Here is a 13,575-nt window from a genome sequence, read left to right on the forward strand (position 1 = left end):
TCCAAACAGGGTAGTGTGAATGTGATACGTTTAGTATAAATCCACAAATGGAGGAACGCATTGTTACAAAAAAACAAAATGGAAGCGGTTATTTGTGAAAATCAACAAACGGTCTTAGACGGACTTCCTAAAGAGCTTAATGTCAAAATAAAGGCCAATTTTTTGGACAGGATCTTTAATGTCAATCATCGTAATTTCCTTAATTCGTTTTAAGCGGTAATTCAATGTATTAATATGACAATGAAGCTTCTTTGCGGCTTCGGTTAGACGATCTTCATAGTCCAGCACTGTTTCCAATGTTTCCATTAAATTGGTTTGGTTATCTTTGTCATAAGCGGCTAGTTTTTCCAAAGCTGGGTTAGAAGTGAGCTTTTGTAGTTCGGGTGTTCGTTTTAATAAATCAATATAGCGAAAAGCACCAAGCTCATGGTAGAAGTGAACGGTTTCCAATTCACGTGGAAACAACTTCTTCAGTCGAAGCACTGCATTCGCTTCATTATAGCTTTCACTTATAATAGGAAACGTTTCTTTTGGGTAGCCACAGCCAACCGCTTCAACCCTCGTTTCAAACCGTTCTTTAATCTGCTCACAAAAAGATTGAATAAATTGTTCAGTTTCCTCAATAAAAGTGGTACTATTTTTAGGTGCAACTAACGTAATCCAATGGTTTTCATCTAGTGTGTGAATAAGGATTTTCATCTTTTGTGTTGTTTTTGAAATGTATGTGAGTTGATTATAAAGTTCTTTAGACATTTGTTTAAAAGAAAAGACAAGGATGGCAACAGGTTGGCCTTTTTTTAGCCCGATGCGTACTAATTCTTTCTCAATCGAATCGTGATTAACGACATCACCTGTAATCATTTGCCACAAGAATTCTTGTTCGTTGCGTTCTTTTTTCTTGTTTTGCAGATTTAGTTGTAAAAGCTGATTGCGCGCTTTTTGTGCTGCCAATTTCAAAAGATCTAAGTGTTCGGTTGTTAGCGTTCCGTTTACATCCACAACCCAAATGTAACCGAGAACTTCTTCATTTTTTCTTATGGAAATGGCAACTCGATTACGTAAGCCAATTTCATCAATCGTTGGGATGACTAGTGGCTCATCACTGTGGTTTAACTTTGGGATAACCCCATCTTTCCAAAATCGGTTAATGACACGTTCTGGCACACGACGCCCAATAATGGTCGAAACACGTGCTTGGTCGGTTTCGTCATCATGAGAGCTGTAGGCAAGAAGGTGGTGATTGGCGTCTTCAATCGTAACCGGGCACTTAAGATGTTCGCTAATCGTATCGGCAAAAGCTTCTAAAGAGTCGAATGACTGATTAAAAAGCTTGTATATTTCATTAGACATAGCTAGAGCTCCTTATTTTTTAAGAAAAGTAATTGTATGAAAACACAAAGGAAACGTTTTCAGATTGTATGGTTTCACAAATACAAGTATGAACGTGCATGATAGAATAACTATCGACTACTAATACTATCATACAATAGTGTGTCCTGAGGAGTGAACAACATGAGTATAAAAGATATACTCGAGAGTATCAGCGATATTTTATGGGGACCACCCAGTCTAATATTATTATTCGGTACAGGTTTATTTTTAACGATAGCCTTAAAGGGTTTACAATTCCGTCGTCTCGGTCATGCCTTTAAATTAGGTTTCGGCAAGGAAGACAAGTCAGACTCCACTGCTGAAGGCGATATCAGCCATTTTAAAACTTTAATGACAACGTTATCAGCTACAATTGGAATCGGTAACATTGCAGGTGTAGCGACAGCGGTCACCCTCGGTGGACCCGGTGCAATCTTTTGGATGTGGGTTGTGGGTCTATTAGGAATGGCAACAAAATATGCAGAGGCATTACTTGCAGTAAAATTTCGCGTCAAAAATGACCGCGGTGAATATTCAAGTGGACCAATGTATTATATTGAAAAAGGATTAGGAAAGAAATTTAAGTTCTTAGCGATTGGGTTTGCTTTATTTGGAGCGATTGCCGCGTTAGGGATTGGAAATAGTGTACAATCAAACACCATTGCCGACGTTGCATCAACTAGTTTTGGTGTTCCAGGTTGGGTAACAGGTGTTATTCTGGTCATACTTGTAAGTTTTATTATATTTGGAGGAATCCAACGCATTAGTTCCGTTGCAAGTTTCTTTGTGCCAATTATGGCGATCTTGTATATGGGCGGCGCGATTTTAATTTTAATTTTAAACTACAACTTAATTATTCCAGCATTCGAAATGATTTTCTATTATGCGTTTAATCCAGTCGCTGCTGTCGGTGGTTTTGTCGGAATCGTTGTTGCTGAAGCGATCCGTAATGGAGTGGCACGAGGGATCTTCTCAAACGAAGCAGGTCTTGGAACGGCAGCGCTAATTGCCGGAAGTGCACGTGCGGATCACCCAGTTAAGCAAGCACTCGTTGCTATGACTGGTACGTTCATTGTCACAATCATTGTTTGTACAATGACAGGGCTCGTCTTACTTATTACAGGTTTCTGGGATCAAACAGGTGGATTGATTTCTGGTGTTGCCCATGATGCATCGTTAGAAGGAGGAGCTTTAACAACCGCAGCATTTGGTTCGGTTCTTGGTGTTGTTGGTGAATATATCGTTTCTCTCTCAGTTATTTTCTTCGGTTTCTCAACTATTGTTGGTTGGTATGTATACGGTGAGAAATGTTTCGAATACCTTGTTGGTACTAAAGGGATCACATTCTATCGCTTAATTTATGTTTTCGCATGTTTTATCGGTACAGTTGCAAGTCTCGCGACGGTATGGGCTTTTGCCGACGTAGCCAATGCATTGATGATGATTCCGAACTTAATTGCGTTGCTGCTATTATGGAAAGTTGTTGTAGCAGAAACAAACGATTATTTTGAGAACTTCTATCAAAAAGGAAAATATTAATTCAACTAGAGGTGCTGTACACGTGTACAGGCCTCTTTTTTTGCGGAAGACGCGCTTTTTTATCGAACGCCTCCGTGATACAATGGATGGATGACATTTGCGAATAAAGGACGTATCTAAAGATGAAACAACAAGCACCTGTGCAAAAAAATGAAACCCTTACTGTTACGATTGAAGATTTAACTCACGATGGTTCAGGCGTTGCCAAAGTTGATGGCTATGCCTTATTTATCCCTCAAGCCCTTCCAGGTGAAAAGGCCGAAGTAAAAGTCGTAAAAACGAAAAAAGGTTACGGATTTGGACGTTTAATGAATCTTGTTGAAGAGAGTCCACATCGTGTGGAGCCACCATGCCCGATTTTTCATCAATGTGGGGGGTGCCAAATTCAACATATGGATTATGACGCACAACTGCATATGAAGCAAAAACAAGTGAAAGATGTAATGGAGCGAATCGGAAAGTTACCAGGTGTTCCTGTTCATCCGGTTGTTGGGATGGACGAACCATGGCGCTATCGGAACAAGTCGCAAGTACCAGTCGCCTTTCAGCGTGGTGAGCTCGTGGCAGGTTTTTATGCAAAACGAAGCCATCACATCGTCGATATGGATGAATGCATCATCCAGCACAAAGAGAATGACCATGTTGTACAAACTGTTAAACGATTAGCGAAAGAGCTACGAATCCCAGCTTACGATGAAGAAAAACATAACGGCGTTCTCCGACATATTGTCGCTCGTTACGGAAAAACCACAGGTCAAGTAATGGTTGTCCTAGTCACAAAAGGGAAAAAACTCCCGGGGAAAGAAGCGCTCATTGCAGGTATTCAAGAAGCAATCCCTGGGATTGTCTCAATTGTCCATAACATCAACAATGAACGAACAAATGTGATTTTTGGAAAGCAAACAGATGTCTTGTGGGGAGAAACGTATTTATACGATGAGATTAACGGCATTCGATTTGCGATTTCAGCGCGATCCTTTTATCAAGTAAACCCTGACCAGACCAATCGTCTTTATCAAAAAGCGCTAGATTATGCGGAGCTAACGGGGGATGAGACCGTTATTGATGCGTACTGTGGAATTGGGACCATTTCGCTTTTTCTGGCGCAAAAAGCGAAGCATGTATACGGTGTTGAAATTGTTCCAGAAGCGATTACTGACGCAAAGCGAAATGCGAAACTGAATCACATTGACAACGCAACCTTTGCCGTTGGAGAAGCAGAAAAAGTCATTCCATGGTGGCACGCACAGGGAATTTCGGCTGACGTCATTGTCGTCGACCCACCAAGAAAAGGGTGCGATGAAGCACTTCTGAAGACGATGCTGCAAATGAAGCCAAAACGAATCGTGTATGTGTCGTGTAACCCGGCCACCCTTGCTCGAGACTTGCGTGTCTTAGAGGATGGCGGTTACCGCACAAAAGAAGTAACGCCTGTAGATATGTTCCCACAAACAAATCATGTGGAATGTGTAGCGGTTTTAGAAGTAAATGACTAAGTTAATAAGTGGTTACACTGCTCAAATCTTTTGATAGATTGAGCAGTGTTTTTTTGTTGTATGGCTGTATGAACTGTTCATAGACTAAATAGTGACTGTATCCAGTCAGTAAAAGGACCATCCATTAATATTGGTCGATAAATGTGATTAAATATCGCTACTGCGAAAATTACAAATAAACTCGTGGGTAAGATAATGTATTTTTCTGTATTGGTCATTTTGCGTTTCTTAGGACCATTATTTTTAATTGAACCTTTATCTTTATTCACTAATCTTCTTGTATGTATAGATACTAATGTAACAAGTATAATAGCTACAATTATGGTGAGCAGAGGATAGTCGAATAAATTAATTATTAGCGCACCCTTCCTTATCATTAGAAAGTAAAGCGGCTTTGCATGTCATCTGACGAGCGGGCGAACAAAGCTAAAAAAGAAGACACCCTTATGAGGAGGTTCTCTATTTGTGCGTTACTGAATCACGCGAAAAAAATATATTAATACAATCAATGCAATTACCACTACTTTTTTTAATAGGCTTGGTTTTTTTGAAGAGTGGATGAGCATAAGAATAATTACTACATTAAATAAAGCTAAAATCATAAAAAGTGTCGGCAGATTTGAATAAATTGCTCCAAAACCTAATACCGGAAGTAGTGAAAATAAAAAAAATAATGATATCTCTACTTGTTTATAAAGTGTATTTGCCCATTCTTTAGCTAGAGCTAATGTATTTTCTTCGTTTGCTAAAAGCTGTTCGTATTTCATCCCAATCTGGGCTAATTCTCGTTGCTTTTTAGTTTTGAGATGGTGTCCTGCTAATTGACGATTGACTGTTATTGTTTTTAGATCATTCATTGCTTCCTCGAGACTACGTAAAGACTTTAATTGCTTCTCATTATTATTTGTCTGTTGATAATGATAGTAAAAATTAATGCTAGCCATAATTGAAATTCGATTTAAGACTAGAGCTAACGCTAATGCGTATTTTTGTAACAAGATATTTTACGCTCTCTTTCGCTTAGTAATAGATGATTTAATTTTAACACGATGAAAAATAAGTAGCTTTAACTTTTTATTAACTAAATTAGGGAGAGGGATGTATGTAGATGAGAAGCGAGATATAAAGCTGGATATGATTAAAAGTAGAAGGAATTGTGAGAGTTGAAAAAGGGGTACAACTAATCTATTGAGGATTAAAAAAGCCTATTAAAAAAAGATGAAAGAGCGTGGTAACCCTGATTAACACATTGTTAGGCGCTTTGTTGAAAAGAAGAGCTCTTAACCAAATATAAGCATTGTTATAAAAAAATCGTAAACGAAAATTTAAGCAGGTTGCTGAAATAGTTAGGTTTTTAAGACCGTCTATTTGTATAATATTTCATAATGGACGATTTGAATTAAGCTTATTCCGTTTTATCTATATTAATCGACAAATTTCGCAGGACTTTTTTTAAAGTTTAGTGTATAAGTTAAAGTAAATAAATAACAGGGGGATATTTGTATGGAAGAAACAATTATAGTCGAATTTGAAACGCATTTGTTTGGAATCAAAGGGAATCAAAAGGGCGTTCTTAAAATTCCTAAGGAGTATTACACACTTACGAATGAACGTTTAAAAGTATCTAAGCAAGGTATGATGACGTCTACAAAAACAGATATTGATCTTTATAAAATTAAGGATATTAACGTTATTCAGAAGTTTAAAGATAAAGCAATGAATCTTGGGGATATTGAGATCATTAGTTCTGATTCTAGTCACCCGAAGTTGATGCTGAAAAAGATAAAAGATCCTCACACGGTCAGGGAACAAATAAGAACAGCATCACGAGAATCGCGTAAAGAGGAAGGCGTGTCATATAGACAGGACGTTTAATACATATGAGGGGGGGTTGCTCTATAAATGGGTAAACCTCTTTTTTTATTCCAAGAATGCATAGAACCGTGTTTATAATCAAAACTTGACACTGTCTTGTCCGTTTGATTATGATCGTCACAACACGAATAGAATTCTCAGTATTTTGACAAATGGAGGCTACAATGACAAAAACGCGTCGGTTACATCAACTCTTCGCAAAAGATGGCAAGTCGTTAACCCTAGCTCTGGATGGCTATTATTTTTCAACAAATACAAACGGTATTGATACAGTGATCAAGCAAATGCCCCAACTTATTGATAATGGATTGGATGCGGTTTTAGTCACTTATGGGCTCGCAAAACGTTATTCGGAGTGGTTTCATGAGGTTGGATTGGTGGTTCGTGCAGACATATCAACAAGTGTTTATGATTTATCCGTTCCAAACACAGCCTCTCTACTAACGGTAGAGGATGCGTTGCGACTTGGCGCAGATGGCATCATAGCCATGACGTTTCCAGGTGCTCCTAATGAAGCAGACACACATCAAGCAGCATGGGCATTAGCTAAGGATGCAGAGCGGTGGAACTTTCCTTTCATTTGTGAATCTTTACCAAATGGCTATGCCATTACTGACAAGGATTCAAATGACCCTTACGTAATTGCGTCTGCTGCCCGAATTGCGGTTGAGCTAGGGGCTGATGTTGTGAAAACTCGTTATTCTGGTGGGGTGGATGATTGGGTTATTGCCGAACAAGCGCAAGTCCCTGTTTTAGCATTAGGTGGTCCAAAGACAAAAGATGTGAAGGCCTACTTATCGTTTGTGAAGCACTGTATGGATTGTGGCGCAAAAGGGGTTGCTGTTGGTCGAAATATTATTCAAAGCGAAAATCCAGCAGGGCTCGTTGCTGCATTGAATTGCTTAATTCATGAAAATGGAGAGATTGACTACGCGTACCAGTTGTATAGAAATCATTAAAGGCCAGTAATCGAGGAGGATGATGATGCGCTATGTGTTAGGGATTGATAATGGTGGAACGTTGACAAAAGCAGCTCTCTACGATTTATCAGGGAAAGAAATTCAAATCGCAATGAAAAAGACGCGAATGATCACCACACAGCCTTATCATACAGAACGAGATTGCGAAGAGTTATGGCAAGCAAACCTCATGGTTATTCGTGAAGTCTTAGCTTCAGCGAACATCAATGCAGAGGACATTATTGGTATTTCCATCACAGGGCATGGAAACGGTTTGTATATGGCAAACGAACGAGGAGAACCGACATACAACGGAATCATTTCTACTGATCAGAGAGCAACGACATACGTGGAACAGTGGAAGCAAGATGGACGATTTGAAGGAGAAATTTTGCCGAAAACCATGCAATCGGTTTGGGCTGGGCAACCAGTGTCATTACTCGCCTGGTTAAAAGACAACGAACCGGATGTACTCAATAAAACGACCTATATTTTTATGGTGAAAGATTATGTTCGATTTAAGTTAACAGGAGAAGCGTATGTCGAGGAAACGGATGCATCCGGGACATGTTTGCTTAATGTACGAGACCGCTGTTATGATCGTGAATTGCTATCATTCTTTGGCATTGAGGATGTATACGAAAAACTTCCCCCATTAAAAAGGTCAACCGAATGTTGTGGCCATATCACGGAAACAGTCGCACAATTAACTGGTTTAAAAGAAGGTACGCCGGTGGCAGGAGGTATTTTTGACATTTCCGCATCAGCCATTGCTTCAGGCATAGTACGAGAAGATCAATTGTGCATTGTAGCTGGTACATGGAGTATTAATGAATACATCACAACAAAACCCGTTATTGATAAACATTTATTTATGACATCCATTTACTGTATGGAAGGATACTGGCTAACAACTGAAGCAAGTCCAACGTCAGCGAGTAATTTGGAGTGGTACATTGACGAATGGATGAAGCAAGAAAAGGTTGAGGCAGAGCGGCAAGGACGTTCTATCTATGACGAGTGTAACGAGCTTGTGGCGAAAACAAAGGCTGAAGACAGTCAGTTATTGTTTTTACCGTTCCTTTTCGGATCAAACACAGTGAGGAATGCGAGTTCGTGCTTTATCGGTCTTTCAAGCTGGCATACAAGAGCCTATGTCTTGCGTGCAATCTATGAGGGTGTTGTGTTTAGCCACTTAGCTCATGTCAAACAACTGTTGCACTATCGAAAAGCGCCAACTTCAGTTCGGATCGCAGGTGGTGTGACAAAGTCAGATGTTTGGGTGCAAATGTTTGCGGATGCGTTACAGCTTCCATTAGAAATTGTTGATATACAGGAACATGGAACGTTAGGGACTGCGATGTGTGCAGCTGTGATGGCAGGAACATATAAGTCAATAGAAGAGGCATCTACTTCAATGGTTAACGTGGCACGACGAATTGAACCGAATCTAGGAAAAGCGAAGGTCTATCAGCAAAAATTCAAGCTTTATCAGCAGACTGTCGAAAAAATGGAACAAGTATGGGCGTTAGGAGCGAAGCAATGGACTTAGGATTAAGTGGAAAGCATGCGATTGTGACAGGGGGATCTAGGGGAGTAGGCAAAGAGATCGCTTTATCGTTAGCGGCAGAAGGGGTTCATGTTACGCTAACGTATCAAGGACAGCGTGAAAAGGCAGAGGAAGTTGTAGGAGAAATTCAAGCAACAGGGAGAAATGCGCATGCTGTGAAGATGGATCTTGCCGATTCAACGAGTATGCAGGCATTATTTCAGCAAGCAAATGCACAGGTAGGTGCTGCTGATATTCTTATTAATAATGCGGGGGTATGGCCTAAAGGATACATAAAAGATCTGACACTTTCAGACTGGACGGATACGATCAATAAAAATTTAACGAGTGTTTTCCTCTTAAGTCAGTTATTTGTTCAACAGTGTCTGGATCATCAAAAAGGAGGGAAGATCTTAAATATCACATCGCAGGCAGCTTTTCACGGCGCAACCACAGGTCACGCTCACTATGCTGCAAGCAAAGCAGGGATTTTAGGCTTTGCACGATCACTCGCTAGAGAACATGCGTCAGACGGGATTACAGTCAATAATCTTGCTTTAGGCATTGTGGAAACGGATATGATCCGGTCGTCGTTGCAAGAGAAAGAAGATTATTACTTGAGTCGAATTCCTCTTGGGCGTGTAGCACAACCTAAAGAGATGGCGGAAATCGCAACGTTTTTAGTATCTGAAAAAGCAAACTATTTGACTGGTTCTACCTTTGACGCAACAGGTGGGATGTTAATGCGTTAAAACTGTCTAAGGAGTGGGGATATGAAATGTTTGGCGATCGCTGATTTATTAATCTCTCAAGATATGTTGAAACAAGGACTTGCAACTCTTGAAGAAAAAGGGATTGAAGTAACGATTCGAGAATGGCGCCATGAGCATGTGGAAGATTTACAAAAGGATAATTTACGCATTGAACAAGATGGTGCAGATGCGGTGATGTTACCTGAAACCCTTACCCGTGACATCGATCAATATGACCTTATTATGACTCAGTTTGCGCCTTTAAATCGTGCTGTTCTGGCGGCAGCGCGCAACGTATCCATCATCGGTGTGCTCCGTGGAGGAATAGAGAATATTGACGTGGAAGAAGCTGACGCAAGAGGGATTAAAGTCATAAATACGCCAGGTCGAAATGCACGAAGCGTAGCTGAATACACAGTTGGAATGATGATTGCAGAGATGCGAAACATAGGGCGTTCTCATGCTTCTATCATGAATGGGCATTGGCAAAAAGACTTTGCCAATCAAGACCATATTCCAGAGTTAGGGCGGCAGACAGTTGGCTTAATTGGATATGGTCATATTGGTCAGCTTGTTGCAAAATATCTAGGTGTGTTTGGAACGAACATTCTCTTTTACGATCCATATTTTCAAGGGGAGACAGTATGTACTCAGGTCGAGTTAGATGAGTTGTTGCACGCTTCTGATGTCGTGAGTTTACATGGGCGGTTAACAGCTGAAACAAAAGGAATGTTAGGAGATGAGCAATTTCGAAAAATGAAACGAACGGCGATTCTGATTAATACCGCTCGGTCAGGTCTAGTAAAAGAAGAAGCGTTAGTTAGAGCTTTGCAAGAAAACATAATAGCTGGCGCAGCGCTAGATACGTTCGACTATGAACCTTTAAAGAAGGATAGTCGTTTTCTCTCACTAAATAATGTCACTTTAACGGCCCATTTAGCAGGGAGCACGATCGATGCCTTTCGCCACACACCTACGTTACTAGCAGAACGGGTTATGTCTTATCTAGATAGTGGACGTAAATAAGCTGGCTTTGTTTATTTCATAGATAGAAAAATAAATCAAGCGGATTGGTTATATCTTACTGGTGAAAGACCGGAAAATCTCATTGACCTATTGGAGAAAAAGAGTTTAATAAATACCATTCAATCTTTTCATGGCGCTATTGGGTATAGTGCTTTAATGGGTCGAGTCTATTCTACGATGGACAGAAGATAGAGGTTCTTGGCAGAGCTCATGTGTTTCAAGAAGGAAAGAAAAAACTAGAATGAATTTCATTCTAGTTGAAAGTTAACGTATGTATGAAACATAGCGGTTTTTTATTGTTCGTTAATTTTTGCGACCGACCAAGGGTTTTTTGGATTGAGCGTGTTGAGCTTTTTCGCATACTCTAGTGCGTTTTCAAACTCAATAAATACACGGTCAGTTACAGAATGGATATTTTTCAAAATGAAAGTCTGCCCATCTACGAGCCTTTTAAGATGATACATGAGCGTTCCTCCTCAAATGATTAGGATACATCTATTATACTGCTTTAGCGTAGTTACGTATATGCAAAAATCATGTAATCGATGCAAAATTTATGTATTAGCCTCTTTTTTTATAGAATTAAGAATGGCTTTGGTTAGTAGTCTAGCCATTGATTGGCCAATCACAATAAGCAAGCCAGATAGTACGATGACAACATTCATGGTAAAGGGGTTAAACCAGCTTGGGTTTGGAGGCGTTATAAACAGCTCCGCCAATAAAATTGATAAGAGAATCATAAACGCATTGATTAGTAGAAATTGAGAAAACCGAACTTGCATTGATAAAGCGCCAGCCACAATGGACCAAGTAATGAGAGCTCCGTAGATGAACGAATAATTAATATCAGCTTCTTGATTATGCATGGTTGTTTCATAAAAGTGAAAGAAGAATGAACCAGGGAAGATGGCAATGATGACCCACAATATTTTCAAAGAACCCCTCCGTTTATAGATATGCCCCTTGTTAGTGTATTCTGTTCATCTTTCATTTCTCCTTTCAAATTCTTTGACTCCTTTTATTAGAAGCGTTAGAATAAAATCAACATATATTGTAAGCGCTTACTTTAACTTAAAAGAGGAGGAATGAACATGATTTATGCAAATCCGAATCAAGAAGGCTCACTCGTTTCATTTAAACAGAAATATGATAACTATATTAATGGTGAATGGACGGAGCCTGTTAAAGGTCAATACTTTGAAAACATCTCGCCTGTTACGGGGGAAGTGTTTTGTGAACTAGCCCGCTCAACGTCAGAGGATATTGAATTAGCGCTAGATGCTGCACATGAGGCAAAGGTGAGTTGGGGAAAAACATCTCCAGCGGATCGTGCCAATCTTTTAAACAGAATAGCAGATCGAATTGAAGACAATAGCGAAATGCTTGCTGTAGCAGAGACTTGGGACAATGGAAAAGCAGTTCGAGAAACGTTAGCGGCAGATGTACCGTTAATGGTCGATCACTTCCGCTATTTTGCTGCGACGATTCGTGCACAAGAAGGTAGTTTAAGTCAGCTAGATGAGGATACGGTGGCTTATCATTTTCATGAACCATTAGGCGTTGTCGGACAAATTATCCCGTGGAATTTTCCGTTGTTAATGGCGACCTGGAAGCTTGCACCAGCGTTAGCTGCTGGTAATTGTGTGGTCTTAAAACCAGCGGAACAAACGCCAGCATCGATTATGGTGTTGCTTGAGTTAATTGAAGACCTGTTACCAAAAGGCATTATCAATGTCGTAAACGGTTATGGTGTAGAAGCAGGAAAGCCGCTTGCTTCGAACCCAAGAATTGCAAAGATTGCGTTCACTGGGGAAACGACGACAGGAAGATTGATTATGCAGTATGCATCACAGAATATTATCCCGGTCACACTCGAATTAGGTGGTAAATCACCGAATATCTTTTTTAAAGATATTATGGACGAAGACGATGATTTCTTAGATAAAGCTGTAGAAGGGTTTGTAATGTTTGCGCTTAACCAAGGCGAAGTTTGCACATGTCCATCTAGAGCATTAATTGATGAGTCCATCTATGATGCATTTATGGAACGGGCACTTAAACGAGTGAAGGAAATAAAGATCGGCAATCCACTTGATACAGAAACCATGATGGGGGCGCAAGCATCTTCTGAACAAATGGAAAAAATCCTCTCTTATATAGACATAGGGAAACAAGAAGGTGCCGAAATTCTGACTGGCGGAGAGCAAAGCAAGATCGAAGGGAACGAAAATGGCTATTATATTCAGCCAACTGTCTTTAAAGGAACAAATCAGATGCGAATTTTCCAAGAAGAAATTTTTGGGCCTGTTGTCTCTGTTACGACATTTAAAACGGCAGACGAAGCGCTAGAAATTGCCAATGATACACTATACGGCTTAGGTGCCGGGGTTTGGACTCGTAATATGAATCAAGCCTATCGCTTCGGTCGCAGCATTGAAGCAGGTCGAGTGTGGACGAATTGCTACCATGCGTATCCAGCTCATGCTGCATTTGGTGGCTATAAAAACTCAGGAATTGGTCGGGAAAATCATAAAATGATGTTGGATCATTATCAACAGACAAAGAATTTATTAGTCAGCTATGGCACAAGTCCGATGGGGCTTTTCTAATTAGTAAATTAAAGAGGAGATGAGCGTGTGGTTGAGAAAGTAACAGCAACAGAAACAGCGATCGCCTTTTTAGAAACATTAAAAGATAAACATGGACCGCTTATGTTCCATCAATCAGGTGGATGTTGTGATGGAAGCTCTCCCATGTGTTATCAAGCTGGAGAATTTCTTGTTGGAGACAGTGATATTCTATTGGGAACCATTGCAGACACTCCTTTTTACATGAGCAAAGTTCAATATGAATATTGGAAGCATACACAAATTATTGTTGATGTCGTGGATGGACGTGGAGGGATGTTTTCCATTGAAGGGCCAGAGGGAAAACGATTTTTAACTCGATCAAGAGTATTTACAGAGGAAGAACGAGCTGCGTTCTAAATAGCAAAAAAGGAGATGGTT

General features: G+C 40.0%; 13 protein-coding genes. 9 read left to right on the forward strand and 4 right to left on the reverse strand.

Going from position 1 to position 13,575, the window contains the following annotated elements:
- Window positions 1–114: 114 nt before the first annotated feature.
- Window positions 115–1,350, reverse strand: coding sequence for a PucR family transcriptional regulator (locus ABC361_RS05830; RefSeq protein WP_413073124.1), 1,236 nt, complete (start codon window positions 1,348–1,350; stop codon window positions 115–117).
- A gap of 162 nt (window positions 1,351–1,512) precedes the next feature.
- Between ABC361_RS05830 and ABC361_RS05835 the strand changes: the two genes are divergently transcribed.
- Entirely contained in the window at window positions 1,513–2,910 is a 1,398-nt protein-coding gene (locus ABC361_RS05835; protein ID WP_413073125.1) for an alanine/glycine:cation symporter family protein, read from the forward strand.
- A 122-nt stretch (window positions 2,911–3,032) separates the two neighbouring features.
- The gene (gene rlmD, locus ABC361_RS05840) at window positions 3,033–4,406 is read left to right on the forward strand and encodes a 23S rRNA (uracil(1939)-C(5))-methyltransferase RlmD (RefSeq protein WP_413073126.1); all 1,374 of its coding nucleotides are present in this window, start codon (window positions 3,033–3,035) and stop codon (window positions 4,404–4,406) included.
- Window positions 4,407–4,876: 470 nt separating this feature from the next.
- Here the strand turns inward: rlmD and ABC361_RS05845 are convergent, their stop codons facing one another.
- Window positions 4,877–5,263 carry a hypothetical protein gene (locus ABC361_RS05845; protein WP_413073127.1) on the reverse strand — a complete coding sequence of 129 codons (387 nt, stop codon included), beginning with the start codon at window positions 5,261–5,263 and terminating at the stop codon, window positions 4,877–4,879.
- A gap of 646 nt (window positions 5,264–5,909) precedes the next feature.
- Here ABC361_RS05845 and ABC361_RS05850 point away from each other — a divergent pair.
- The 5 genes from ABC361_RS05850 to ABC361_RS05870 all read left to right on the forward strand — a co-directional run bounded on the left by ABC361_RS05850 (window position 5,910) and on the right by ABC361_RS05870 (window position 10,567).
- Window positions 5,910–6,281 carry a PH domain-containing protein gene (locus ABC361_RS05850; RefSeq protein ID WP_413073128.1) on the forward strand — a complete coding sequence of 124 codons (372 nt, stop codon included), beginning with the start codon at window positions 5,910–5,912 and terminating at the stop codon, window positions 6,279–6,281.
- A 164-nt stretch (window positions 6,282–6,445) separates the two neighbouring features.
- A complete protein-coding gene (locus ABC361_RS05855) occupies window positions 6,446–7,240 on the forward strand; it encodes a class I fructose-bisphosphate aldolase (protein ID WP_413073129.1) in 795 nt (264 codons plus the stop codon).
- Window positions 7,241–7,265: 25 nt separating this feature from the next.
- Window positions 7,266–8,792 (forward strand): FGGY-family carbohydrate kinase, encoded by a 1,527-nt coding sequence (locus tag ABC361_RS05860; RefSeq protein ID WP_413073130.1) that lies wholly within the window; start codon window positions 7,266–7,268, stop codon window positions 8,790–8,792.
- A complete protein-coding gene (locus tag ABC361_RS05865; protein ID WP_413073131.1) occupies window positions 8,783–9,541 on the forward strand; it encodes an SDR family NAD(P)-dependent oxidoreductase in 759 nt (252 codons plus the stop codon). Before ABC361_RS05860 ends, ABC361_RS05865 begins: the two co-directional genes overlap by 10 nt.
- A gap of 21 nt (window positions 9,542–9,562) precedes the next feature.
- Window positions 9,563–10,567: a 2-hydroxyacid dehydrogenase gene (locus tag ABC361_RS05870; RefSeq protein WP_413073132.1), complete on the forward strand. Its 1,005-nt coding sequence runs from the start codon at window positions 9,563–9,565 to the stop codon at window positions 10,565–10,567.
- Window positions 10,568–10,860: 293 nt separating this feature from the next.
- Here the strand turns inward: ABC361_RS05870 and ABC361_RS05875 are convergent, their stop codons facing one another.
- Window positions 10,861–11,031, reverse strand: a complete 171-nt coding sequence (locus tag ABC361_RS05875) for a hypothetical protein (protein WP_176554481.1) — start codon at window positions 11,029–11,031, stop codon at window positions 10,861–10,863.
- 90 nt (window positions 11,032–11,121) lie between these two features.
- Window positions 11,122–11,502: a hypothetical protein gene (locus tag ABC361_RS05880; protein ID WP_413073133.1), complete on the reverse strand. Its 381-nt coding sequence runs from the start codon at window positions 11,500–11,502 to the stop codon at window positions 11,122–11,124.
- Window positions 11,503–11,658: 156 nt separating this feature from the next.
- Here ABC361_RS05880 and exaC point away from each other — a divergent pair, with 156 nt between their 5' ends.
- The gene (gene exaC / locus ABC361_RS05885) at window positions 11,659–13,176 is read left to right on the forward strand and encodes an acetaldehyde dehydrogenase ExaC (protein ID WP_413073134.1); all 1,518 of its coding nucleotides are present in this window, start codon (window positions 11,659–11,661) and stop codon (window positions 13,174–13,176) included.
- Window positions 13,177–13,203: 27 nt separating this feature from the next.
- Window positions 13,204–13,554 (forward strand): DUF779 domain-containing protein, encoded by a 351-nt coding sequence (locus ABC361_RS05890; RefSeq protein WP_413073135.1) that lies wholly within the window; start codon window positions 13,204–13,206, stop codon window positions 13,552–13,554.
- Window positions 13,555–13,575: the final 21 nt, after the last annotated feature.

It is taken from the genome of Shouchella phoenicis (assembly GCF_047238345.1).
In the GTDB taxonomy this organism is placed as follows: domain Bacteria; phylum Bacillota; class Bacilli; order Bacillales; family Bacillaceae_D; genus Shouchella.

Coding starts and splice junctions, on each gene's coding strand:
- ABC361_RS05830 (WP_413073124.1), bottom strand. CDS start 1,350: ATGTCTAATGAAATATACAAGCTTTTTAATCAGTCATTCGACTCTTTA.
- ABC361_RS05835 (WP_413073125.1), top strand. CDS start 1,513: ATGAGTATAAAAGATATACTCGAGAGTATCAGCGATATTTTATGGGGA.
- rlmD (WP_413073126.1), top strand. CDS start 3,033: ATGAAACAACAAGCACCTGTGCAAAAAAATGAAACCCTTACTGTTACG.
- ABC361_RS05845 (WP_413073127.1), bottom strand. CDS start 5,263: ATGAATGATCTAAAAACAATAACAGTCAATCGTCAATTAGCAGGACAC.
- ABC361_RS05850 (WP_413073128.1), top strand. CDS start 5,910: ATGGAAGAAACAATTATAGTCGAATTTGAAACGCATTTGTTTGGAATC.
- ABC361_RS05855 (WP_413073129.1), top strand. CDS start 6,446: ATGACAAAAACGCGTCGGTTACATCAACTCTTCGCAAAAGATGGCAAG.
- ABC361_RS05860 (WP_413073130.1), top strand. CDS start 7,266: ATGCGCTATGTGTTAGGGATTGATAATGGTGGAACGTTGACAAAAGCA.
- ABC361_RS05865 (WP_413073131.1), top strand. CDS start 8,783: ATGGACTTAGGATTAAGTGGAAAGCATGCGATTGTGACAGGGGGATCT.
- ABC361_RS05870 (WP_413073132.1), top strand. CDS start 9,563: ATGAAATGTTTGGCGATCGCTGATTTATTAATCTCTCAAGATATGTTG.
- ABC361_RS05875 (WP_176554481.1), bottom strand. CDS start 11,031: ATGTATCATCTTAAAAGGCTCGTAGATGGGCAGACTTTCATTTTGAAA.
- exaC (WP_413073134.1), top strand. CDS start 11,659: ATGATTTATGCAAATCCGAATCAAGAAGGCTCACTCGTTTCATTTAAA.